Below are 21,266 nucleotides of genomic sequence, written 5' to 3'. Positions count from 1 at the left end.
GCGTAAGCTTGCCCGGCATGGAACCGGTCACCCACAGCACCACGCCAGCCGCCGGCATCGACCAGGATGGCGATCCGGGCGTCCTGCGCCTGCGCGGCCGCTGGACGCTGCGCCATGCCGGCGCGATCGCAAAGGCGCTCGCGGACGCGCAGGAACAGGTGGATGGCGTGGATGCGCGCGGCTGCGAACGGCTGGACACCCTGGGCGTGCTGCAGCTGCTGCGCTTTGCCGACCGCCGCGGGCTGGACTATTCGACGCTGCGCTTCCGCGCCGACCAGCAGCCGCTGGTGGACGCGATCGAGAACGTCCACGACGACCGCCCGGCGCGCAAGCGCGAATACGGGGTTGGCGCGGCGATGGAGCGGCTGGGCCGCTCGGTGGTGGTGAACACCCGCGAGATCATCCTGCTGATCGGCTTCTTTGGCGAGGTGCAGGCCAAGCTGCTGCGCCTGTTCAAGCAGCCCGGCCGGCTGCGGTTGACCGCAACCGTCCACCACATGGAGCAGATCGGCTTGGACGCGGTGCCACTGGTGGCGCTGCTGTCGTTCATGGTCGGCGCGGTGATCGCCTTCCTCGGCGCGATGGTGCTGGCCGACTTCGGCGCCACCATCTTCGTGGTGGAACTGGTCAACGCCGCGTTCCTGCGCGAATTCGGCGTCCTGCTCACCGCCATCCTGCTGGCCGGCCGCACCGCCAGCGCGTTCACCGCGCAGATCGGCATGATGGTGAACCGCGAAGAGGTGGATGCGATCCGGGTGCTCGGCCTCGACCCGGTCGATCTGCTGGTGATCCCGCGCGTGCTGGCGCTGCTGGCGATGCTGCCGCTGCTGACCTTCATCGCCATGCTGGCCGGCATGCTGGGCGGCATGGCGGTGGGCGCGGTCAACCTCGACATCCCCGTTGCCGCCTACGTCGCGCGCGCGCACGAGATGATCGAGATCCGGCATTTCGTGGTCGGCATGGCCAAGGCGCCGTTGTTCGCGCTGGTGATCGGCTTGATCGGCTGCCTGGAAGGCCTGCAGGTCAAGGGCACGGCGCAGTCGCTGGGCGAGCGCACCACCTCCAGCGTGGTGCAGGCGATCTCGATGGTGATCGTGATCGATGCCTTCGCCGCACTGTGGTTCATGCAGATGGATTACTGAGCATGATCGATTCCACCGCCCCCCGCGCCGGCGACGGTGTCCTGGAAGAAGCGCCGGTCGTGCGCATCCGCGGCATGGCCAACCGCTTCGGCGAACAGGTGGTGCACGACGGCGTCGACCTCGATCTGCGTCGCGGCGAAATCCTCGGCGTGGTCGGCGGCTCGGGCTCGGGCAAATCGGTGCTGATGCGCTCGGTGCTGGGGTTGCGCAGGGCCGACGCCGGACGCATCGAAGTGCTGGGCATGGACGCGACATCCAACGACCCGGTGATCCGCCGGCACATCGAGCGCAGCACCGGCGTGCTGTTCCAGGACGGCGCGCTGTTCTCCTCGCTGACCGTCGGCGAGAACGTGCAGGTGCCGCTGAAGGAGTACTACCCGGAACTGCCGGAATCGCTGCGCTACGAATTGGCGCTGCTGAAGATCAAGCTGGCCGGGCTGCCGGCCGACGCCATCGACAAGCTGCCGTCGCAGCTGTCCGGCGGGATGCGCAAGCGCGCGGCGCTGGCGCGCGCACTGGCGCTGGACCCGCCGGTGCTGTTCCTCGACGAACCCACCGCCGGCCTCGACCCGATCGGCGCGGCGGCGTTCGACGAACTCCTCCTGACTCTACGGCGCGCGCTGGACCTGACCGTGTTCCTCATTACCCACGATCTCGACACGCTATACGCTATCTGTGACCGGGTGGCGGTGCTGGCCGACCGCAAGGTCCTGGCGACCGCGCCGGTGACCGAGCTGGAGAGGCTGGACCATCCATGGGTACAGGCCTATTTCAACGGGCCGCGGGCGCGCGCCGCGCGCGTCTCGGCAGGAGGAAACGAATGATGGAGCAGCCCTGATGGAGACGCGCGCCAACTACGTGCTGATCGGCACCTTCACGCTGGTGACCACGGTGCTCCTGCTGCTGTTCGCGCTGTGGGCCAGCAACTTTTCCGCCGCGCGCAACTGGCGCGAGTACATGGTGGTGTTCACCGAACCCGTCACCGGGCTGACCGAAGGCGGCAGCGTGCAGTACAACGGGCTGGCGGTGGGCACGGTGGAAAGCCTGAACCTGGACGACAACGATGCGCGCCGGGTCATCGCCCGGCTGAAACTGAAGGCCAACACGCCGGTCAAGACCGATACCCGCGCCAAGCTGTCCCAGCAAGGGATCACCGGCGTGCCGTTCATCCAGCTCACCGGCGGCAGCCCGGACGCTCCCGCGCTGCAGCCCGCGGCGGACGGCCGCCTGCCGGTGATCCGCACCGAGCCGTCGGCGCTGCAGAACATCGCCGACACCGCCAACCGGCTGGTGGCGCGGCTGGACCAGGTGCTGAGCGAGGACAACATCCGCCGCATCTCGCAGACGCTGGAACACCTCGAACAGGCCAGCGGCAGCATCGCGGGCCGACGCGAGGAAATCGGCGAGTTGATCGTCAACGCGCGCGATGCCACCGCGACCCTGAAGGCCACCCTGGCCCATGCCGACGGTGCCGTGCAGGGCATCGACCGGAACTTCGTGCAGCGCCTGCCGGCGCTGCTGGACAAGCTCGACGCGGTGGTGGTGAAACTGGATGCGACCGCCGGCAACGCCAATGCCATGATCGCGGAGAACCGCCCGGCGCTGCAGAGCTTCACCAGCGACGGCCTGGCCCAGCTGGGCCCCACCCTGGTGGAGCTGCGCGCGCTGATGCGCGACCTGCGGGCCCTCAGCGGACGGATGGAAGGCAATCCCGCGCGCTACATCCTGGGCCGCGACGCACCCAAGGAGTTCGATCCGAAATGAATCCCGTGCTGCGAAGCCTTCGCCCCGCCCTGCTCGCCTCCAGCCTGTTGATGGCCGGCTGCAGCAGCCTGATCGGCGGCCCGCGCGAGACTCCCACCATCTACGCGCCCGAACCCGCGCGCCGCGTCGACCCGTCCTGGCCTGCCGTGGACTGGTCGCTGGCGTTGGCCCGCGCCGGCGGGACACAGATGGAAGACGGCCCGCGCATCGTGGTCAGCCCGGTACCGGGCGAGCTGCAGATCTACCGGGGCGCGCTGTGGGCGCGCACGCCGGCAGAGATGGTGCAGGACGCGGTGCTGCGCACGCTGGAGGACAGCGGCAGGCTGCCGCTGGTCGCCCGCCAGGGCAGCGGCGTCAGTTCCGACTACCGGCTGTTGCTGGAAGTACGCAGGTTCCGCGCCGAGTACGCCGGCAACGCGGTGCCCGCCGCGGTGGTCGAAGTCAACGCCACGCTGCTGCACCTGCGCGACCAGACCGTCGCCGGCAGCCGCAACTTCCAACAGTCGCAACCCGCGACGGGGGTGGCGGTGGCGCAGGTCGCCGATGCCTTCGCGCAGGCGCTGTCGACACTGGGCCATGATGTCGCAGGCTGGAGCCTGCAGGCCGGGCGCGCGCATGCCGGCCAGCCGCATCCGGTCGCGGCCTCGCGCTGACCCACGCAGGCCGCACCATACGGCGGTGGATTGCCGGCTTCCGCCAAAGCCCGGACAATCGGCGGTCTGCCAGAGGAGAGCCGCATGAATTCAGCCGCCCAGCACGCCGTCGAACGCGAGTCGATGGAATACGACATCGTGGTGGTGGGCGCCGGCCCGGCTGGCCTCGCCACCGCGATCCGGCTCAAGCAGCTGGCCGCAGACGCAGGCCGCGAAGTTTCCGTGTGCGTGCTTGAAAAAGGCTCCGAGCCCGGCGCGCACATCCTGTCCGGCGCCATCGTCGATCCGAAGGCGCTGACCGAACTGTTCCCGGACTGGAAGGAGCGCGGCGCGCCGCTGAAGCAGGCGGTAACGCGCGACGAGTTCCTGTTCCTCGATGAAACCTCCGCCCGCGCCACCCCGCACTGGCTGCTGCCGGAGTGCTTCCACAACCACGGCAACTACGTGGTCAGCCTCGGCGCACTGGCGCGCTGGCTGGCGCAGCAGGCCGAAGCGCTGGGCGTGGAGATCTTCCCCGGCTTCGCCGCCGCTGAACTGCTGTTCGACGAGGCCGGCGCGGTCAAGGGCGTGGCCACCGGCGACATGGGCATCGGCAAGGACGGCCAGCCCACCGACCAGTACCAGCCGGGGATGGAGCTGCACGCGAAATACACCGTCTTCGCCGAGGGCGCGCGCGGCCAGCTTGGCCGCCAGCTGATCGAAAAATACAGGCTGGACGAAGGCAAGGATCCGCAGAGCTACGCCATCGGCATCAAGGAGCTGTGGCAGGCCGATCCGGCCAGGCACCAGCCCGGGCTGGTCGTCCACACCGCCGGTTGGCCGCTGGAAAGCGATACCTATGGCGGCTCGTTCCTGTACCACGCCGAGGACGGCAAGATCGCGGTCGGGTTCGTGATCGGACTGGATTACAAGAATCCATGGCTGAGCCCGTTCGGCGAGTTCCAGCGCTTCAAGACCCACCCGTCGATCCGCAAGCACCTGGAAGGCGGCAAGCGCATCGGCTACGGCGCGCGCGCGCTGACCGCCGGTGGCCTGCTCAGCCTGCCGAAGACCATCTTTCCCGGCGGTGCGCTGGTCGGCTGCGAGGCTGGCTTCCTCAACGCCAGCCGCATCAAGGGCAGCCACGCCGCGATCAAGACCGGCATGCTCGCCGCCGAAGCCGCGTTCGCGGCGCTGGGCGAGGGCCGCCAGCGTGACGAGCTCACCGCCTACCCGGCGGCCTTCGAAAAGAGCTGGCTGCACGCCGAACTGCTGCAGTCGAAGAACTTCAAGCAGTGGTTCAAGAAGGGCCGCGGCTTCGCCACGTTCATGACCGGGATCGAGCAGTGGCTGCTGCCGAAGCTGGGCATCCGCAACCCGCCGTGGACGATCCATCGCCAGACGCCCGATTACGCCTGCCTGCAGCCCGCGGCGAACCAGCCGAAGATCGACTATCCCAAGCCCGATGGCGTGCTGACCTTCGACCGCCTGAGTTCCGTGTTCCTGTCCAGCACCCACCATGACGAGAACCAGCCGCCCCACCTCACGCTGAAGAATCCGGCGATCCCGGTGACGGTCAACCTGGCCGAATACGCCGGCCCCGAAGCGCGCTACTGCCCGGCCGGCGTGTACGAATTCATCGGCGAAAGCGGAAACGAGCGCCTGCAGATCAACGCCGCCAATTGCGTGCATTGCAAGACCTGCGACATCAAGGACCCGACCCAGAACATCGTCTGGGTGGCGCCGCAGGGCGGTGGCGGGCCGAACTACCAGAACATGTAGGCGCTTCGGGGGTCGCACCCCGGAGCGCCGCACCGCGCGGCGCCGACGTATCCGGACTGCCGTCAGGCTCTTGATTGGTGCGAGCGCGGCACGCGCACACTTATCGCCTGGTCCGGCCGTGCAGGCCCCGCAGCGAATGTCCCCCGGCAGCGCCACGGCGCTGCCTCCTCCTTGATTTCGCCGCGTGGCCCGCACGACCGGACCCGCGTGACTTCAAGGCGACTCGGATAAGCGCCAAATCCGCGGACGCAAATCATGCTCTTCCGCCAAACGCGTGAAAGCCGCAGGCCAGCGGCGGGGCAGCGCCTGCTGCGAAATCAAGGAGGAGGCAGCGGGCGGCGCCCGCTGCCGGGGGACATTCGCGGCAGGCGCTGGCCTGCCGGTGGCTCGCCTGAAACCTGCGCTTGCCGCGCAAGGCCGCACGAAGCGGGGCGTCAGGAGAGCGCCCGACACCCGCACTTCGGCAGGCCGCCAGACCGGGCAACGCTCAGTGCAGCGGCACGCCCGTCTTCGCCGCCGCCTCCTCTCTGCTGACGCCGTCGGCCAGTTCCACCAGCTTCAGGCCATCCGGGGTCACGTCGAACACGCCCAGCTCGGTGATGATGCGGTTCACCACGCCCACGCCGGTCAGCGGCAGGGTGCACTCGGGGATGATCTTCGGGGTGCCGGCCTTGGTGACGTGCTCCATCAGCACCACCACGCGCTGCACGCCGGCCACCAGGTCCATCGCGCCACCCATGCCCTTGACCATCTTGCCGGGCACCATCCAGTTGGCCAGGTCGCCCTTGTCGGTGACTTCCATCGCGCCGAGGATCGCCAGGTTGATGTGGCCGCCGCGGATCATCGCGAAGGAATCGTGGCTGCCGAAGAAGCTGGCGCCGGGCTGCGTGGTGACGGTCTGCTTGCCGGCATTGATCAGGTCGGCGTCGAGTTCGGCTTCGGTCGGGAACGGGCCGATGCCGAGCAGGCCGTTCTCGCTCTGCAGCCACACGTTCATTCCGTCCGGGATGTAATTGGCCACCAGCGTGGGCAGGCCGATGCCGAGGTTGACGTAGGCGCCGTCGGTGAGTTCGCGGGCGGCGCGCTGCGCCATCTGTTCGCGGGTCCAGGCCATCTCAGTTGTCCTCCGGCTGGCGGATGGTGCGCTGTTCGATGCGCTTCTCGGGCGTGGGGTTCACCACGATGCGCTGCACGTAGATGCCGGGCAGGTGCACGTGGTCCGGATCGATGTCGCCGATCTCCACCAGCTCCTCCACCTCCGCCACGCAGACCTTGCCGGCCATCGCGCAGGCCGGATTGAAGTTGCGTGCGGTCTTGCGGAAGACGAGGTTGCCCGCCTTGTCGGCCTTCCACGCCTTGACCAGCGAGACGTCCGCCTTCAGCGCGGTTTCCATCACGTACATGCGGCCGTCGAACTCGCGGGTCTCCTTGCCCTCGGCCACCACGGTGCCGTAGCCGGTGGCGGTGAAGAACGCCGGGATGCCGGCGCCGCCCGCGCGCAGGCGTTCGGCCAGCGTGCCCTGCGGATTGAATTCCAGCTCCAGCTCGCCGGCCAGGAACTGGCGTTCGAACTCCTTGTTCTCGCCGACGTAGGAGGAAATCATCTTGCGGATCTGCCGCGTGCCCAGCAGCTGGCCCAGGCCGAACCCGTCCACGCCCGCGTTGTTGGAAATCGCGGTCAGGTTCTTCACCCCGGAATCGCGCAGCGCCGCGATCAGCGCCTCGGGGATGCCGCACAGCCCGAAGCCGCCGACGGCAAGGGTCTGGCCATCCGCCACCAGCCCGTCCAGGGCGGCGGCGGCACTGTCGTACAGCTTGCTCTTGGCGGACGCCACGGGCCGTTCTCCAATGCGGGTAGAGCCGCCATTCTAGCGATTCGTGCGAGAACCCCCAGCGTACTTTCGGGCAATCGCCAGCGGCGCAGGCAGCCCCGGCGGGCGTCCGCTAAAATAGGCGGTCGGCCCGAAAGGCCTCTTTCTCGCACCTGCAAGGACATCCGCTCGATGAAGATCCTCGTCGGCTACAAGCGCGTGGTGGACTACAACGTCCGCATCCAGGTCAAGCCGGACGGTTCCGGCGTGGTCACCGACGGCGTCAAGCTGTCGCCCAACCCGTTCGACGACATCGCGCTGGAAGAAGCGCTGCGCCTGCGCGATGCGGGCATCGCCACCGAAGTGGTGGTCGCCACCATCGCGCCGGCCGATGCCCAGCCGCACCTGCGCAACGGCCTGGCGATGGGCGCCAACCGCGCCATCCACGTGGTCGCAGACCAGCCGGTGCAGCCGCTGACGGCCGCCCGAACCCTGCTCAAGCTGATCGAGAAGGAACAGCCGGACCTTGTCATCCTCGGCAAGCAGGCCATCGACGACGACGCCAACCAGACCGGCCAGATGCTGGCCACGCTGTGGGGCCGTCCGCAGGCGACCTTCGCATCCAAGCTCGACATCACCGATGGCAAGGCCACCGTGGTGCGTGAAGTCGACGCCGGCCTGGAAACGCTGGAAGTCGACCTGCCGGCGGTGGTCACCACCGACCTGCGCCTCAACGAGCCGCGCTTCATCAAGCTGCCCGACATCATGAAGGCCAAGAGCAAGCCACTGGAAACCATCGCCTTTGCCGACCTCGGCGTCGACGCCAACGACTCGCTCAAGACCACCCACTACGCCGCGCCAGCCAAGCGCAGCCGCGGGGTGATGGTGAAGGATGCGGCCGAGCTTGTGGCCGCGCTGAAGGCCAAGGGTCTGCTCTGACCCCCTTTCCGTAGGAGCGCACCGAAGGGGCGCGACCGGATGCAACGCGCCCCTTCGGTGCGCTCCTACACACAGACTGACGGAGATTGCTCCATGTCCAACGTACTCGTCATCGCCGAACACCTGGGCGGCAAGCTCAACGCCGCCACCGCCAAGACTGTGTCCGCCGCGCAGGCGCTCTCGCCCGCCGCCATCGACGTGGTGGTGCTGGCCGCCGACCCGGCCGGCGTCGCCACGCAGGCCGCGCAGATCGCGGGCGTGCGCAAGGTGCTGACCGTCGCCAATGCGGCCAATGCCGATGCCATCGCGCAGGTACTGGCCCCGCAGGTGGCCTTCCTGGCCAAGGGTTACAGCCACGTGTTCGGCCCGTCCACCACCTTCGGCAAGGACCTGATGCCGTGCGTGGCCGCGCTGCTCGGCGTGAACCAGGTGTCCGACCTGATGGCGGTGGAAGGCAGCCACACCTTCAAGCGCCCGATCTACGCCGGCAACGCCATCATCACCGTCGAGGCACCGGCCGACCAGGTCGTGGTCGCCACCGTGCGCACCGCCTCGTGGCCGGAAGCCGCGCAGGGCGGCGGTGCCGTGGTCGAAGCCGCCAGCGTCGATGCCGCGCTGCCCGCGCACACCCGCTTCAAGAGCCTGGCCGCCGGCAAGTCCGACCGCCCCGACCTGCAGAGCGCCAAGCGCGTGGTCTCCGGCGGCCGCGGCGTTGGCAGCGAGGAGAACTTCAAGGTCATCTATGCGCTGGCCGACAAGCTGGGCGCGGCGGTCGGCGCCTCGCGCGCAGCGGTCGATGCCGGCTACGTGCCGAACGAACTGCAGGTCGGCCAGACCGGCAAGATCATCGCCCCGGAGCTGTACGTCGCGGTCGGCATCAGTGGCGCCATCCAGCACCTCACCGGCATCAAGGACGCCGGCACGATCGTCGCCATCAACAAGGACGGCGACGCCCCGATCTTCGAGATCGCGGACATCGGGCTGGTGGGGGATCTGTTCCAGATCCTGCCGGAGCTGGAAGCGGCGCTCTGACACGCCCATGACGACCATCCCCGTCAACTCCCTGCAGCGCCACATCCAGCCGCTGGCGGCCAGGCTGGCGGACGCATCGAAGCGCGTCATCGACAGCGGTCACTTCGTGCTGGGCCCGCACGTGCAGCGCTTCGAGCAGGCGTTCGCCGATTATTGCGGCGCGACCCATGCCATCGGCGTCGGCAACGGCACCGACGCGCTGGAACTCTGCCTTCGCGCACTGGATGTGGGGACCGGCGACAGGGTGGCGGTGGTCGCCAATGCGGCCATGTACGGCACCACCGCCGTCCTTGCCTGCGGTGGGGTTCCGGTATTCGTCGACATCGATCCGGCGACCCACACCATGTGCCCGCAGGCACTGGACACGGTGCTGCGGGCCGGCCCGGTCAAGGCGGTCATCGTCACGCACCTGTACGGCCGCCTGGCCGCCATGGACGCGCTGCTGCCGCTGTGCCGCAGCCGCGGCATCCCGGTGGTGGAGGACTGCGCGCAGGCACACGGAGCCCAGGACCCGGACGGCACCCGCGCCGGTGCCTTCGGCGACATCGCCAGCTTCAGCTTCTATCCCACCAAGAACCTCGGCGCGCTCGGCGACGGCGGTGCGGTGGTCACCTCGAACCCGGCGCTGGCCGAGCGCACCCGCCAGCTGCGCCAGTACGGCTGGTCGGCGAAGTACACCAACACGCTGGCCGGCGGCCGCAACACCCGCCTGGACGAACTGCAGGCCGCGCTGCTGCTGGAGATGCTGCCCGAGCTGGACGGCTGGAACGCGCGACGCCGCGCCATCGCCAACCGCTATTCGGCCGGAATCCGCACCCCCGCGCTGGCACTGCCGCCGCCCTGCGGGCCTGAGCACGTGGCGCATCTGTACGTGGTGCGCAGCGAAGCGCGCGACGCCGCGCGCGCCAGGCTGGCGGAGCTGCAGGTGCAGACCGACGTGCACTACCCGACCCCGGACTACCGCCAGCCCAGTCTGCAGGGCAAGGCCGATGCCAGCCCGCTGCCGCAGACCGAAGCGGCCGCCCGCAGCGTCATGACGCTCCCCTGCTTCCCGGAATTGACCGACGCGGAAGTGGATGCTGTCATCAGCGCATGCAACCGGCTCTGAGCTACAGCCTGGTGGTTCCGGTCTACCGGAACGAAGCCAACATTCCCGCGCTGCTGGCGGCGATTGCGGGACTGCACCGCGAGCTGGGGCCGTCCTTCGAAGCCATCTTCGTCGTCGACGGCAGCCCCGACGCCAGCCATGAGCGGCTGCAGCAAGCGCTGCCCGCGCAGCCCTTCGCCTCCACGCTGGTCGCATTGGCACGCAATTTCGGCGCATTCGCCGCGATCCGCCACGGGCTCGGCATGGCGCGCGGCCGGCAGATCGCGGTCATGGCCGCCGACCTGCAGGAGCCGCCGGCGCTGGTCGTCGAGCTGCTGCGGCGGGTCGAAGGCGGTGCCGACGTCGCGTTCGGCACCCGCGAAGGCCGAAATGATCCCGCGCTGTCGCGGGCCCTGTCGAATGCCTACTGGTCGCTGTACCGGCGCTGGGTGATGCCCGACATCCCGCGCGGCGGCGTCGACATCTTCGCGGTCAGCCAGCGGGTGCGGGATGCCCTGCTGACCCTGCCGGAAGCCAACACCAGCCTGCTTGCGCAGCTGTTCTGGCTGGGCGGACGCCGTGCGTTCGTGCCGTACGTGCGGCAACAGCGCGAAATCGGCCGCAGCGCGTGGACGTTCCGCAAGAAACTGCGCTACCTGATGGACAGCGTGTTCGCCTTCACCGACCTGCCCATCCGCGTGCTGTTCGGGCTGGGGCTGATGGGCGTCACCGTCTCCGCGGTTCTGGCACTGGTCGTGCTGGCGGCGAAACTGTCCGGCCACGTGGCGGTGCCGGGTTATGCCGCCACCATCCTCGTCGTGCTGTTCTTCGGGGCGTTCAACGCGCTGGGCCTGGGCATCATCGGCAGCTACGTCTGGCGCGCTTTCGAGAACACCAAGCAGCGCCCGTTGACCATCGAACAGCAGGCCGAAGCCTTCACGCCGGATTCCTTGCCATGACCGCGTTCATCCACGAAAAAGCACTCTGCGAATCCGCGACGGTGGGCACCGGCACGCGCGTCTGGGCGTTCGCCCACGTCCTGCCCGGGGCCAGGATCGGGCGCGACTGCAACATCTGCGATGGCGTGTTCATCGAGAACGACGTGGTGGTGGGCGATCGCACCACCGTGAAATGCGGCGTGCAGCTGTGGGATGGCGTCAGGCTGGGGGACGATGTCTTCGTGGGCCCGAACGCCACCTTCACCAACGACCTGTTCCCCCGCAGCGGCCAGCACCCGGAGCGCTACACGCCCACCATCGTCGAGGACGGCGCCTCGATCGGCGCCAACGCCACCATCCTGGCCGGGGTCACCATCGGCCGAGGCGCGATGATCGGCGCTGGCGCCGTGGTCACGCGCTCGGTTCCCCCCAATGCGATCGTGGTGGGCAATCCGGCGCGCATCCGCGGCTACTCGGTGGCCGGGCCCGATGCGCGCACGGGCAGGCCCGACGCGCGCCCGCGCGATGATCTCGCGGTGGGCGTGCACGACGCGGGGGTGAAGGGCGTCCGCGAGATCCGGTTCCCCGTCTACAACGATGTGCGCGGCAACCTGACCGTCGGCAACTTCGCCGACCTGGTGCCGTTCGCACCCGCGCGCTTCTTCATGGTCTACGGCGTGCCCAGCCGCGAAACCCGGGGCGAACACGCGCACCGGGCCTGCGCGCAGTTCCTGGTATGCACCGCGGGCAGCGTGCGGGTACTGGCCGACGATGGCCGCGCGCGCGCCGACATCCTGCTGGACTCCCCGCACAAGGGCCTGCTGCTGCCTCCGATGACCTGGGGGACGCAGTACGAATATTCCGCCGATGCGGTGTTGCTGGTCTTCGCGTCTCACCCCTACGACAACGACGACTACATCCGTACCTACGATGAGTTTCTGGCGCTGAGCCGCGCCACCGGTGCCTGAATCCATGCAGCGGGCGCTGCCGCCCAGTGCCGAGAAACTGCGGTTCCTGCTCGCCGGGGGCAGCACTACTGCCGCATCCTACGCGTTGTACCTGGGATTGCTTGCGCTCGACGTGACGCCGATGCCGGCGTACGTGGCATCCTATCTGGCCGGCATCGTGTGGTCCTACGCGGTGAACGTGCTGTGGGTGTTCCGCTCGCGCCCGCGGTGGCGCAGCTTTATCCGTTACCCGCTGGTGTACCTCCTGCAGGCCATCGCTTCCTTCGCCCTCTTCCCGTTGCTGCTGCAGCTGGGCGCTGCGCGCTGGGCGGCTCCGCTGCTGGTCACCGGCATCATGCTACCCGCCACCTTCCTGCTCAGCCGGGCGATCGTCCGGGAATGATCCCCGCACGGCCGCGCTATCGCTTGGCCGCGCAGGCCAGCAGCGGCGACCCCATGTACACACCGAGCGTACGGGTGTCCTCATTGATCCCCGCCTCCGCGGGAACGGTGGTCTGCGAAACCCGGAGCACATAGCGCTCCGTCTGTGCGGAGGAGGGAATGACCACCTCCGCCGCCTGCCCGGGATGCAGTCGGCGGGCGAGCAGCGTTCCCGCGGTGCCCGGCCCCTCGATGGTCACATCCCGTTCCGGATGACCGTGCGGAAGCAGCAGGCTCACGCGGTAATCGCAGCTGCAAGCCATCACCGTGAATACGGCACGGGCCGCCGCCCATGTGCCTCCGGCTTCCGGCGCATACCAACCTTCTCCCAGTTGCCATCCGGAAGCGCAGGCGCCCGGACCTCCCGCAGGAGCCGCGCCAGCGCCACGGAACACCGCCAGTCGTTCGCGCCGCATCACAGCGGCGGCATTGCGGGCATCGGCGAGCGGAGCTTGCAGCAAATCCGCGGCAGCCTGGTCGGGCACGCCGCGACGCAAGGCCTCGTTCATGGCCTGGAAGATGGCGCTGCGATAGGGCGCGGTCTTCCACTCGACCGCGAACTGGCCTGCCTGCAAACCGACGGCGAGCAGCACCAGCCCTCCTGCCAACGCATTGGCGACCCGCCTGCCCGGCCGGAAGTCACCCCGCGCCGGCATCGACAGGATCCAGACCGCGCCAACCAGGCCCGGGAAGAGATCCATGTGGTAGCGCGACGCCATCACCATCTGGTCGCCTTCGGCACCGCGCGCCAGCACGAAGGACAGCGCGCACAAGACGGCATAGGCGATCAGGTGGACCGGCATCAGCGATGCGCGACGATCCAGCACCCGCACCAGCGCCGTGATCACGAAAGCGACTGCAAGCAGCGCGCCCAGCAGGAGCAGCAGCGCTGCGGGCAGCCCCAGCCGGGCCGCGGCCTCCGCGTTGACGAAGATCGATGCCAGCGACAGCAGCAGTTGCCTGGGGATATCCAGCCGCAATTCGGCAGCGCTTTCCTCGCCATCACCGAAAACCATCCGCTTGCCGACCGTCACCGCCAGCATCGCGAACAGCAGCACCAGCGGCAGGACCAACTGCGTTGGCGTGGGCCGCCGGCGAGTCGCAAGGTGATGGAGCGACTGCACGGCGAGGATCGCCCCCACCATCGCGTACGACCAACCCATCGCGCACAGCACCACCACCGCCGTCCCATAAAGCGACAGCAGGAGCACCTGCCCAAGGCCGGGTCCGCGATCGATGCGCAGCGTCCATGCATGTGCGAGGAACAAGGTGAAAACCAGCAGGTTCTTCAGCCACAGGCCCAACCCGAGGTCCAGGGTCAGCAGTTCGAATCCCGAGAGACTGAAGCACAGGCCCGTCACCAGCAGCACCACGACGGCGGGCCACCGTGGGTGGGGCGATGCCCGCACCCGACAGGCGTCCGAGAGGTATGCCGCACACAACAGGGTTGCAACCGCGGCGATGACGAAGCCGGTAGCCCGGTTGGCAAGCAACGGATCCAGGCCGAACCAGGCCGCATTCGCGGCGAGCAACGCCTGGAACAGCAGGCCGCTGTGCGGACTGCCCTGCTGACCCCACAACTGCAACAGGGACAGGTTCCCCGCGCGGAACTCGGACCATTGCCACAGCAGGCGCAATGTATCCATGTACACCGCGTCCGCACCGGCCCTGGCAAGGTAGCCCGCATGCACGACCAGCCCCAGCAGGATCACCAGGCCGGTGAATGCCACGAGCGATGCGGGCGGACGGGCAGCACTCATGCGCATTTCATCGCATCCTGCAGCGCGCACCTGAGCGCCTGCTCCGAATAGTGCTGCATGATGAAACCGACACTGGCGCGCGAAACCCGCTGCCAGTGCGCGTCGTCTTCCAGCAGCGCGCAGATCGCATCGGCCAGCCTGTCGGCCTGCTCCGAATGCGGCAGGAACGCGGCGGCCGACAGCCCCTGCACGCCCACCGGCGTGGTCACCATCGGCAGGCCATGGCGCATGGCCTCCAGCACCTTGCCCTTCATTCCTCCACCGAAACGCAGCGGTGCGATGGCCACCCGGCACCGGGCATAGTAGGCATCCAGTTCCGCATCGCTGACGTACCCGGTCACCAGCACGCGCTCGTTCGCCAGTGCGCGGACTTCGGGCGCGGGACTGGAGCCCACCAGGTGCACGCGCACGCGCGGATGCCGCGCCCACACGCGCGGCAGGATCTCGCGCACCAGCCAGCATGCGGCATCCACGTTGGGGGGATGCGCGAAACCCGCCACGAAGAGGATGTCCTGCCGGGTTGCCAGCGTCTGCGAAAGATCACCCGCCACATCCGGATAGCCGTAAAGCGGGACGGTCAATGCCTGCGCGCGCGCGCCATGCTCTTGCAGCCACGTCTGCACATGCGCGGTTTCCTCGTTGGACGGGTACAGCACCACATCGGCGTCGCGCCACATGGCCCACTCCATCTCGCGGAAGCGTTCCATTTCCGCCTGCAGCGCAGGATCCGGCTGCAGGGCAAGCTGCTGCCGCATGCGCAGATGATGGATGTCGTGGCCGTAGTACAGCACCTTCGCGCTGCTGTGCGCGCGCAGCGGCCGCACATAGTTCATCGCGACGTGGGGGCGGTTGAGGATGGCCATGTCAACGTCGCGGCCGTTCTCGCGCAACCAGGCATCGAAGCCACCAAGGTATTCGCTGCCGTGCATGACCTCCACGCCAAGCGCCTGCAATGCCGGCGTATAGAGCGGGTCGTAGTACAGGTTGTCGGGCCAGAACTTCACGTTGCAGCCCTGGGCCACCAGCAGTTGCATGACCTGCCAGGTCGCCCTTGAACCGGCGTCGCGATCGGGCTGCGGCACGTAATGATCCACGACCAGCACAGTCTTGCTGCGGAATTGGCCGCGGTCGCGCGCCAGGAACACGTGCTCGCCATTGGCGAAATGCCCGGCCTCGAGCACGTCCTTCCAGCGCGCCAGGAATTTCTGCCCGTTGCCCACCTGGTGCGCCTTGATGCCGCTGCCCACGTCGGTGCCGTTGGAGATGCCTTCGAAATGCACCACCACCGACGCCGGCTGCAGGTAGACCTGCTTGCCGGCCGCGCGCACGCGGAAAGCGATGTCGGTGTCTTCGTAATACGCCGGCACGAAGTGCTCGTCGAAGCCGCCCAGCGATTCCCACATCGCGCGCGGCAGCATGATCGACGCACCGGAGACATAGTCGACCGTCTTCAGATAGCCGTACTGCGCCCTCCGAGGATCGTCCAGCCGGCCGTAATTCCATGCGCTTCCGTCTTTCCAGACGATCCCGCCGGCCTCCTGCAACCGGCCGTCCGGATACACCAGCTTGGACCCCACCAGGCCCGCGTCCGCCCTGCTGGCGAACACCGCCAGCAGCGCATCCAGCCAGCCGGCGGTGACCTGGGTGTCGTTGTTGAGCAGATAGACATACTCGCCCCGCGCCCAGCGCGCAGCGGCATTGCAGGAGCGCACGAACCCGAGGTTCTGCGGATGACGCCGGTAGATCAGTCCCGGCACGCCGGCCAGGCGGTCGATGTCGGCATCGCCCGAGGCATCCTCGGCCACGATGACCTCGATCGCGGCCTGCGGCAGGTTGTCCGCGATCGAACGCAGGCAGGAAGCGGTGTAGGGGAGGTTGCCGTAGGCGGGAATGATGATCGACACCACCGGCTGCGCCACCTCGGGAAACGCGAGTCCCCGCAGGTCCACGCTCTCCGCGGTGGCCACGGGCTTGGCGACCACGGCCGGCTGGCGTTGCCCGCGCAGCAACAGCCGCCGGGCCAGCGGCCGCAGGAACGCCAGCCGCGGCGACCTGGCCCACCGGCTGCCCCGCAGTGGCTGCGCCAGCGACGCCCAATCACCGCGCAGCAACCGGCCGAGCGCGCGCAGCGGCCGGGTCAGCTTCCAGGAGCGCGACGCCAGCACCTGCGCCAGGGACGCTTCCAGATGCTGGATATGGCGCTGCTGCTGCGCAACTGTCTCGGCATGGCGTGCAACGTGTTCGTCGCGCAAGGCGCGAAGATCCTGGTCCAGCTGCTGCGCCCACGCACCGCGCGCCTTCAACTCCTCGTTGACGCGCGTGAGCTCGCGATTCGCGCGCGTGCGGTCCTGCTCCAGCTCCCGCACCCGGCGCTCGCGGTCGTCGCGCTCCGCCTCCGCCTTGCGCAACTGTGCCTCGACCTCAGCCAGCGCCTGCCGCTGCGCCGCGTGCAATCCGGCATAGGCAGCCAGCGCCGGCGCCATTGGCGAGTCGGCCTGATCGAAGTCCCGCGCCTGCGCCTGCAGCGCAGCCCAGGGCGTGGGCTGCTGCAACAGCGCCCGATACAGCGCCAGCGCGGCCTCCCATCCGGGCGCCACGGCCTCGCCCGCATCATGATGGCGATCGTCGATGCTCACGAATGCCCGAAGCCTGGCTGCCGCTTCCGGCACCGGCGCGGGCGGGTGCACGCCCAGCGCGTCGAACACGCCATCGAGCGCGCCGACCGGTTCCGCCAGCAGGCGCGGATAGGCCAGCACGCAGCGTGGCAACGCCGCGCCGTCCAGCAGCGCACCGGCCATGTGGCGAAGCCACAGCTCTCGCGAGAGCGCCTGCGGCCACTGGTTGCGTACCTCCAGGGAGGCCGCCACCTCGCGGGGATCGCGCGCTACCACCACCGCCTTCGCCGAGACACCCATAGCTTCCAGCAGCGGGAGCCACAGCGGCAGGAGCCGGCACAGGCGCGGATCCTTCACCGCCCACAGCGGCTGCCCGCCGAACTCCGCCTGCAGCAGCGCGCGCAGCTCATCGCGGGCCTGCGCCGTGACCGGATGCGACAACCAGCCGGCGGGCATCGCCCGCAGGTCATCCCAACGCCTGTCCAGCGCTTCCAGCAACCGCTCGTGGATCGCCACCACCCCGGCGTGCTCCCAGAACCCCCTGGGGTTGTCCGGCCCCGGCGGCATCAGGTTCTGGCCGAGATAGACGCCACGCAGCGCCAGCGCACCGGTCACCGCCGACGTGCCGCTGCGGTGCATGCCCAGGATCAGCAGCGCCCGGGAGTTCGTTTCCTTCATGGATTCGGCAACGGTCATTTGCTTCTGTGCAAGTCAGCGCTCAATCGCTGGCCGCATCCCGCACCGCGATGGTGGGAGCGACGCCAAAATCCACCATCCCGGTCGACAACGCGTCCTTGCGCGCCAGCACCCGGAACATCACGGCGTCGACGATACGCGCTAGATATTTTTCTTCCTCGTCAAGGATGGAGACCACCCCGGCATTGAGGAAGTAGACACCCGCCTCCATTGCGGCACGGAAGCGGAATCGCACCTCCACCCTGGCGTCCGCGGGGAAAAAGGCATGGGGGGCCGCGGGAGGAGCCGACACGCCCCCACCCAGATCGAGTCCCCGCATCGTCCGGATCATCATGCCGAAGCGGACCATGGCCGCCGCTGCGGAAAAATGGACGGCGTAGGCATAGACGTAGTCGTTGCCATTGACCAATACGTTCACGGCCCGTCCGTCCAGGGTCAGCAATCGCGGATTCGAGATCGCACAGCCCAGCGACGGGTATTCAACGGTGGTCGCCGGGACCAGACCGGGATCGAGGAAAGCGTCATCCTCCGGTTCAAGCGCGGTGGCCCCGGGCAGCGTGGCCGGTCCGCGCGCATCCTCCGCCTCCGCGTGCAGCGCCGCGGGCCTGGAGGCCGCAAGGATGCGCTTGTGGTAGGCGGAGATGACCTTTTTCGGCTCGCCCTCCTCGATCAGGCGTCCCTTGTCGATCAACAGGGCACGGTTGCAGACTTCGATCACATGGCTCGCCGAATGCGAGACGAACAGGACGGTAGCCCCGGCATCGCGCAGCGACTGGATCTTGAGATTGCATTTCCGCTGGAAGGCCTCGTCGCCGACCGACAGCGCCTCGTCGACCACCAGTATGTCCGGATCGACATGCGCGGCCACCGCGAACGCCAACCGCATGTACATGCCGCTGGAATAGTTCTTCACCGGCTGGCCGATGAATTCGCCGATATCCGCGAACGCCAGCACGTCCTCGTAGCGCGCCTCCATCTGCGCCCTGTCCAGGCCGAGCACGGCACCATTGAGGAAGACGTTCTCGGCGCCGCTCAGCTCCGGATTGAAGCCCGCCCCCAGCTCCAGCAGCGCGGCTACCCGACCATTCACGCGCACGCTGCCCTCGGTCGCCGCCAGGGTGCCGCAGATGATCTGCAGCAAAGTGGATTTGCCGGCGCCGTTGCGCCCGACGATCCCCACCTGTTCGCCGCGCCCGATCCGGAACCCGATCTCGCGCAGCGCCCAGAACTCCCGGAAATAGCGCGGCTCCGACCTGCCCAGCATCGATGCAAGGGGCGGGAAGATGAACTGCCGGAGCCTGTCGGCCGGCCGCTCATAGAGGTGGTAACACTTGCCGACGCCGTCCACCTCCACGGCATATTCGTCACAGGACATCCGCAAACCCCTTCCGGGTTTTCTGGAACCACCAGAATCCCGCCCATGCCAGCAGCAGGCTTGCGGCGAGCACGGTGACGTATCCCGCCATGCCGGGCAACGTCCCGAACACCAGCACGCCCCGCGCCATGTCCACCATGTAACCGACCGGGTTGAGCCGGATCATCCAGCGCACGCTTTCCGGCACGGCATCGAGCGGATAGAAGATCGGGGACAGGAACAGCAGGCCGGTCACCGCGACTCCGGCCACCTGCCCCACGTCGCGCAGATAGACGCCCAGCGCCGACAGCAGCCAGCAAAGCCCCAGCGTGCCCAGCAGGAGCGGCAGCAGCACGACCGGCAGCAGCAGCGCCGTGACCGGCAGCGGACCGATCAGGTACCACGCAACGGCGGTCCAGACCAGCATGCTGGCCGCGAAATGGAACAGGGCGCCGCAGACCGCAATGACCGGCAGCAGCTCCAGTGGAAACACCACCCGCTTGACATAGTTGGCATTGCCCACCACCAGCCCCGGCGCACGGCCGATGCTTTCACCGAACAGGTTGAACACCGCCAGCCCGGCGAACAGCACGACGGCGAACTGGGCCTTGTTCACGGTCGCGCCGGTGCCCCAGCGCGACTGGAAGACGATGGCGAACACGAAGGTATAGACCGCCAGCATCAGCAGCGGCGTGATGGCCATCCAAGCCACCCCGAGCAGCGACGCCCGGTAGCGCCCGGCGATCTCCTGCCACGCCAGCTGGCGCACCAACCCCCGATTGCGCACCAGCGTAGACAGCAGCGCCCGCGGCGAACCGGAGTGCCGTTCGGTGGTACCGGACGAGGAATAAGGTTGCCGCACAGGCCGACCCGGACAGGACAAGCCGCCAATGATACCCGCGGCAGGACAGGCCATAGGCCCGGACCGGCCTGTCTCGCCCTGGCGCCATGCGGGCCATTGCGGCCGCCTTCAGGCGCGATTTGCCAGGCGCAACTCCCGCCACGGCCGCTCCGCCAGCAGGAACGAGCCCATCGCCACCGCCAGCATCGCCGCCAGCAGCACTGACAAGCCCCATCCGCCCAGCGCACGCAGGCCCAGCGCATCGGCCGCCCGGAGGACCGGCATATGCCAAAGGTAGGCGCTGAAACTCACCACGCCGACGAGCCGCATCGGCGCGCTGGCGAAGAATCGGCCAAGGATGCCGCCGCCCCACAGCACCGCGAGCAGCAGCAGCGCCCAGCCCAGTCCGAACGCCGTGAACCAGCGGTGGTTGAGCTCCGGATCGAAGCCGGACCCACCGATGGCCGCCCACAGCGCGGGGGTGGCCATCACCAACGCCCCCAGCAGCGCCCAAGCCAGCGAGCGCCACGCGCGCGGGTAATGCCCCAACGAAGGCCACGCCTGCTGCACGAACGCCGCCGCCACGCCGCACAGGAACACGACAAGGTAGAACCCCAGTTGCACGCTGTTGGGCGGCGCCTCGGCAGCAGGCCAGCGCCACTGCGCCCAGCAGGCCAGTGCCGCCAGCAGCAACAGTCCCCACCAGCGCCCGCCGGGCAACCGGCGCAAGAACATCAGCGTCACCACGATGACCGGCAGCCAGAGGTAGAACGTGAACTCCACCGGGATCGACCACAGCACGTCCTGCCCTTCACGCAGCGACAGATGCCGCCACAGCGCGGCCGTGTCGAGCTGGTAGTGCCAGGCTGCAACGCCCGCGCGGGTCAGCCCCCAGCTCAGCAGCAGAATCACCAGGTACAGCGGCCAGATCCGCAGGATCCGGCGCAGCGCGTAATTGGCCCAATAGCGGGCATCGGCCAGCGCCCCCAGGGGCTTCGCCAGCATGGCGTGGGCCAGCAGGTAAGCGCTGAGCACGAAGAACAGGTAGACGCCGCTCTTGCCGGTGCCGGACACCCCCGGCTGCGGCAACCAGCCGGTATTGGACAGATGCGAAGCGATCACGATCAGCACCGCCAACCCGCGCAGGCCGTCCAGCGCCTGCACGTGATCGCCGCGCGTACGCGGCTGGCCCAGAAACGATTCCAGCATGCCCCCTCGCCACCGTCGTCGCCGTAATCCTCCATTGTAGGGCCGGGTATCGCCCGGCTGGGGTGGCACGCAGCGGGGCGGTGCCCCGCCCTACAACATGGCGTGGATGTAGAGCCGGGCATCGCCCGGCTGGGCGATACGCAGCGGAGCGGTGCCCCGCTCTACAACATGGCGTGGACGTAGAGCCGGGCATCGCCCGGCTGGGCGATACGCAGCGGGGCGGTGCCCCGCCCTACAACATGGCGTGGATGTAGAGCCGGGCATCGCCCGGCTGGG

The 21,266-nt window shown here is 68.6% G+C and carries 18 protein-coding genes; 11 read left to right on the top strand and 7 right to left on the bottom strand.

Features of this window, described 5'->3' with window-relative positions; translation table 11 throughout:
• Nucleotides 1-17 precede the first annotated feature (17 nt).
• From SPK54_RS12245 to SPK54_RS12225, 5 genes are all read left to right on the top strand, one after another.
• On the top strand, nucleotides 18-1,142 hold the full coding sequence (locus SPK54_RS12245) for an ABC transporter permease (RefSeq protein ID WP_330948173.1): 1,125 nt from the start codon (nucleotides 18-20) through the stop codon (nucleotides 1,140-1,142).
• Nucleotides 1,143-1,144: 2 nt separating this feature from the next.
• Nucleotides 1,145-1,966 (top strand): ATP-binding cassette domain-containing protein, encoded by an 822-nt coding sequence (locus SPK54_RS12240; protein WP_330948172.1) that lies wholly within the window; start codon nucleotides 1,145-1,147, stop codon nucleotides 1,964-1,966.
• Nucleotides 1,967-1,979: 13 nt separating this feature from the next.
• The gene (locus SPK54_RS12235) at nucleotides 1,980-2,906 is read left to right on the top strand and encodes an MlaD family protein (protein ID WP_330948171.1); all 927 of its coding nucleotides are present in this window, start codon (nucleotides 1,980-1,982) and stop codon (nucleotides 2,904-2,906) included.
• Entirely contained in the window at nucleotides 2,903-3,559 is a 657-nt protein-coding gene (locus SPK54_RS12230; RefSeq protein ID WP_330948170.1) for an ABC-type transport auxiliary lipoprotein family protein, read from the top strand. Before SPK54_RS12235 ends, SPK54_RS12230 begins: the two co-directional genes overlap by 4 nt.
• A gap of 84 nt (nucleotides 3,560-3,643) precedes the next feature.
• On the top strand, nucleotides 3,644-5,320 hold the full coding sequence (locus SPK54_RS12225) for an electron transfer flavoprotein-ubiquinone oxidoreductase (protein WP_330948169.1): 1,677 nt from the start codon (nucleotides 3,644-3,646) through the stop codon (nucleotides 5,318-5,320).
• A 487-nt stretch (nucleotides 5,321-5,807) separates the two neighbouring features.
• On the opposite strand, the gene SPK54_RS12220 is transcribed toward SPK54_RS12225, so the two are convergent.
• A complete protein-coding gene (locus SPK54_RS12220) occupies nucleotides 5,808-6,434 on the bottom strand; it encodes a CoA transferase subunit B (protein ID WP_330948168.1) in 627 nt (208 codons plus the stop codon).
• Nucleotide 6,435: 1 nt separating this feature from the next.
• A complete protein-coding gene (locus tag SPK54_RS12215) occupies nucleotides 6,436-7,155 on the bottom strand; it encodes a CoA transferase subunit A (protein WP_330948167.1) in 720 nt (239 codons plus the stop codon).
• 168 nt (nucleotides 7,156-7,323) lie between these two features.
• On the opposite strand from SPK54_RS12215, the gene SPK54_RS12210 reads away from it, so the two are divergent.
• The 6 genes from SPK54_RS12210 (at nucleotide 7,324) to SPK54_RS12185 (ending at nucleotide 12,477) form a co-directional block, all read left to right on the top strand.
• Complete coding sequence (locus SPK54_RS12210) at nucleotides 7,324-8,070, top strand: electron transfer flavoprotein subunit beta/FixA family protein (RefSeq protein ID WP_330948166.1); 747 nt, start codon at nucleotides 7,324-7,326, stop codon at nucleotides 8,068-8,070.
• 93 nt (nucleotides 8,071-8,163) lie between these two features.
• Nucleotides 8,164-9,102, top strand: coding sequence for an electron transfer flavoprotein subunit alpha/FixB family protein (locus tag SPK54_RS12205; protein ID WP_330948165.1), 939 nt, complete (start codon nucleotides 8,164-8,166; stop codon nucleotides 9,100-9,102).
• 7 nt (nucleotides 9,103-9,109) lie between these two features.
• A complete protein-coding gene (locus tag SPK54_RS12200; protein ID WP_330948164.1) occupies nucleotides 9,110-10,210 on the top strand; it encodes a DegT/DnrJ/EryC1/StrS family aminotransferase in 1,101 nt (366 codons plus the stop codon).
• Nucleotides 10,195-11,148: a glycosyltransferase family 2 protein gene (locus SPK54_RS12195; protein ID WP_330948163.1), complete on the top strand. Its 954-nt coding sequence runs from the start codon at nucleotides 10,195-10,197 to the stop codon at nucleotides 11,146-11,148. The genes SPK54_RS12200 and SPK54_RS12195 overlap by 16 nt, the downstream gene beginning before the upstream one ends.
• Nucleotides 11,145-12,095: a WxcM-like domain-containing protein gene (locus tag SPK54_RS12190; RefSeq protein WP_330948162.1), complete on the top strand. Its 951-nt coding sequence runs from the start codon at nucleotides 11,145-11,147 to the stop codon at nucleotides 12,093-12,095. Before SPK54_RS12195 ends, SPK54_RS12190 begins: the two co-directional genes overlap by 4 nt.
• A gap of 4 nt (nucleotides 12,096-12,099) precedes the next feature.
• On the top strand, nucleotides 12,100-12,477 hold the full coding sequence (locus tag SPK54_RS12185) for a GtrA family protein (protein WP_330948161.1): 378 nt from the start codon (nucleotides 12,100-12,102) through the stop codon (nucleotides 12,475-12,477).
• Between the two features lie 16 nt (nucleotides 12,478-12,493).
• Here SPK54_RS12185 and SPK54_RS12180 read toward each other — a convergent pair whose 3' ends face one another.
• From SPK54_RS12180 to SPK54_RS12160, 5 genes are all read right to left on the bottom strand, one after another.
• Nucleotides 12,494-14,275 (bottom strand): hypothetical protein, encoded by a 1,782-nt coding sequence (locus SPK54_RS12180; protein ID WP_330948160.1) that lies wholly within the window; start codon nucleotides 14,273-14,275, stop codon nucleotides 12,494-12,496.
• Nucleotides 14,272-17,586: a glycosyltransferase gene (locus SPK54_RS12175; protein WP_330948159.1), complete on the bottom strand. Its 3,315-nt coding sequence runs from the start codon at nucleotides 17,584-17,586 to the stop codon at nucleotides 14,272-14,274. The genes SPK54_RS12180 and SPK54_RS12175 overlap by 4 nt, the downstream gene beginning before the upstream one ends.
• Before the next feature lie 22 nt (nucleotides 17,587-17,608).
• Nucleotides 17,609-18,961, bottom strand: coding sequence for an ABC transporter ATP-binding protein (locus SPK54_RS12170; RefSeq protein WP_330948158.1), 1,353 nt, complete (start codon nucleotides 18,959-18,961; stop codon nucleotides 17,609-17,611).
• Nucleotides 18,951-19,802: an ABC transporter permease gene (locus SPK54_RS12165; RefSeq protein ID WP_330948156.1), complete on the bottom strand. Its 852-nt coding sequence runs from the start codon at nucleotides 19,800-19,802 to the stop codon at nucleotides 18,951-18,953. Before SPK54_RS12165 ends, SPK54_RS12170 begins: the two co-directional genes overlap by 11 nt.
• A gap of 108 nt (nucleotides 19,803-19,910) precedes the next feature.
• Nucleotides 19,911-20,990 (bottom strand): acyltransferase, encoded by a 1,080-nt coding sequence (locus SPK54_RS12160; RefSeq protein ID WP_330948155.1) that lies wholly within the window; start codon nucleotides 20,988-20,990, stop codon nucleotides 19,911-19,913.
• Nucleotides 20,991-21,266: the final 276 nt, after the last annotated feature.

Source organism: Thermomonas sp. LB-4 (assembly GCF_036409385.1).
Classification (GTDB): Bacteria; Pseudomonadota; Gammaproteobacteria; order Xanthomonadales; family Xanthomonadaceae; genus Thermomonas.
This window is presented reverse-complemented; position numbering and strand designations above follow the sequence as displayed.

Excerpts from the sequence above, each read along its gene's own strand:
- SPK54_RS12185 (WP_330948161.1), top strand. The coding sequence starts at position 12,100 with ATGCAGCGGGCGCTGCCGCCCAGTGCCGAGAAACTGCGGTTCCTGCTC.
- SPK54_RS12205 (WP_330948165.1), top strand. The coding sequence starts at position 8,164 with ATGTCCAACGTACTCGTCATCGCCGAACACCTGGGCGGCAAGCTCAAC.
- SPK54_RS12240 (WP_330948172.1), top strand. The coding sequence starts at position 1,145 with ATGATCGATTCCACCGCCCCCCGCGCCGGCGACGGTGTCCTGGAAGAA.
- SPK54_RS12225 (WP_330948169.1), top strand. The coding sequence starts at position 3,644 with ATGAATTCAGCCGCCCAGCACGCCGTCGAACGCGAGTCGATGGAATAC.
- SPK54_RS12160 (WP_330948155.1), bottom strand. The coding sequence starts at position 20,990 with ATGCTGGAATCGTTTCTGGGCCAGCCGCGTACGCGCGGCGATCACGTG.
- SPK54_RS12220 (WP_330948168.1), bottom strand. The coding sequence starts at position 6,434 with ATGGCCTGGACCCGCGAACAGATGGCGCAGCGCGCCGCCCGCGAACTC.
- SPK54_RS12175 (WP_330948159.1), bottom strand. The coding sequence starts at position 17,586 with ATGACCGTTGCCGAATCCATGAAGGAAACGAACTCCCGGGCGCTGCTG.
- SPK54_RS12200 (WP_330948164.1), top strand. The coding sequence starts at position 9,110 with ATGACGACCATCCCCGTCAACTCCCTGCAGCGCCACATCCAGCCGCTG.
- SPK54_RS12245 (WP_330948173.1), top strand. The coding sequence starts at position 18 with ATGGAACCGGTCACCCACAGCACCACGCCAGCCGCCGGCATCGACCAG.
- SPK54_RS12230 (WP_330948170.1), top strand. The coding sequence starts at position 2,903 with ATGAATCCCGTGCTGCGAAGCCTTCGCCCCGCCCTGCTCGCCTCCAGC.
- SPK54_RS12210 (WP_330948166.1), top strand. The coding sequence starts at position 7,324 with ATGAAGATCCTCGTCGGCTACAAGCGCGTGGTGGACTACAACGTCCGC.
- SPK54_RS12180 (WP_330948160.1), bottom strand. The coding sequence starts at position 14,275 with ATGAGTGCTGCCCGTCCGCCCGCATCGCTCGTGGCATTCACCGGCCTG.
- SPK54_RS12195 (WP_330948163.1), top strand. The coding sequence starts at position 10,195 with ATGCAACCGGCTCTGAGCTACAGCCTGGTGGTTCCGGTCTACCGGAAC.
- SPK54_RS12190 (WP_330948162.1), top strand. The coding sequence starts at position 11,145 with ATGACCGCGTTCATCCACGAAAAAGCACTCTGCGAATCCGCGACGGTG.
- SPK54_RS12170 (WP_330948158.1), bottom strand. The coding sequence starts at position 18,961 with ATGTCCTGTGACGAATATGCCGTGGAGGTGGACGGCGTCGGCAAGTGT.
- SPK54_RS12235 (WP_330948171.1), top strand. The coding sequence starts at position 1,980 with ATGGAGACGCGCGCCAACTACGTGCTGATCGGCACCTTCACGCTGGTG.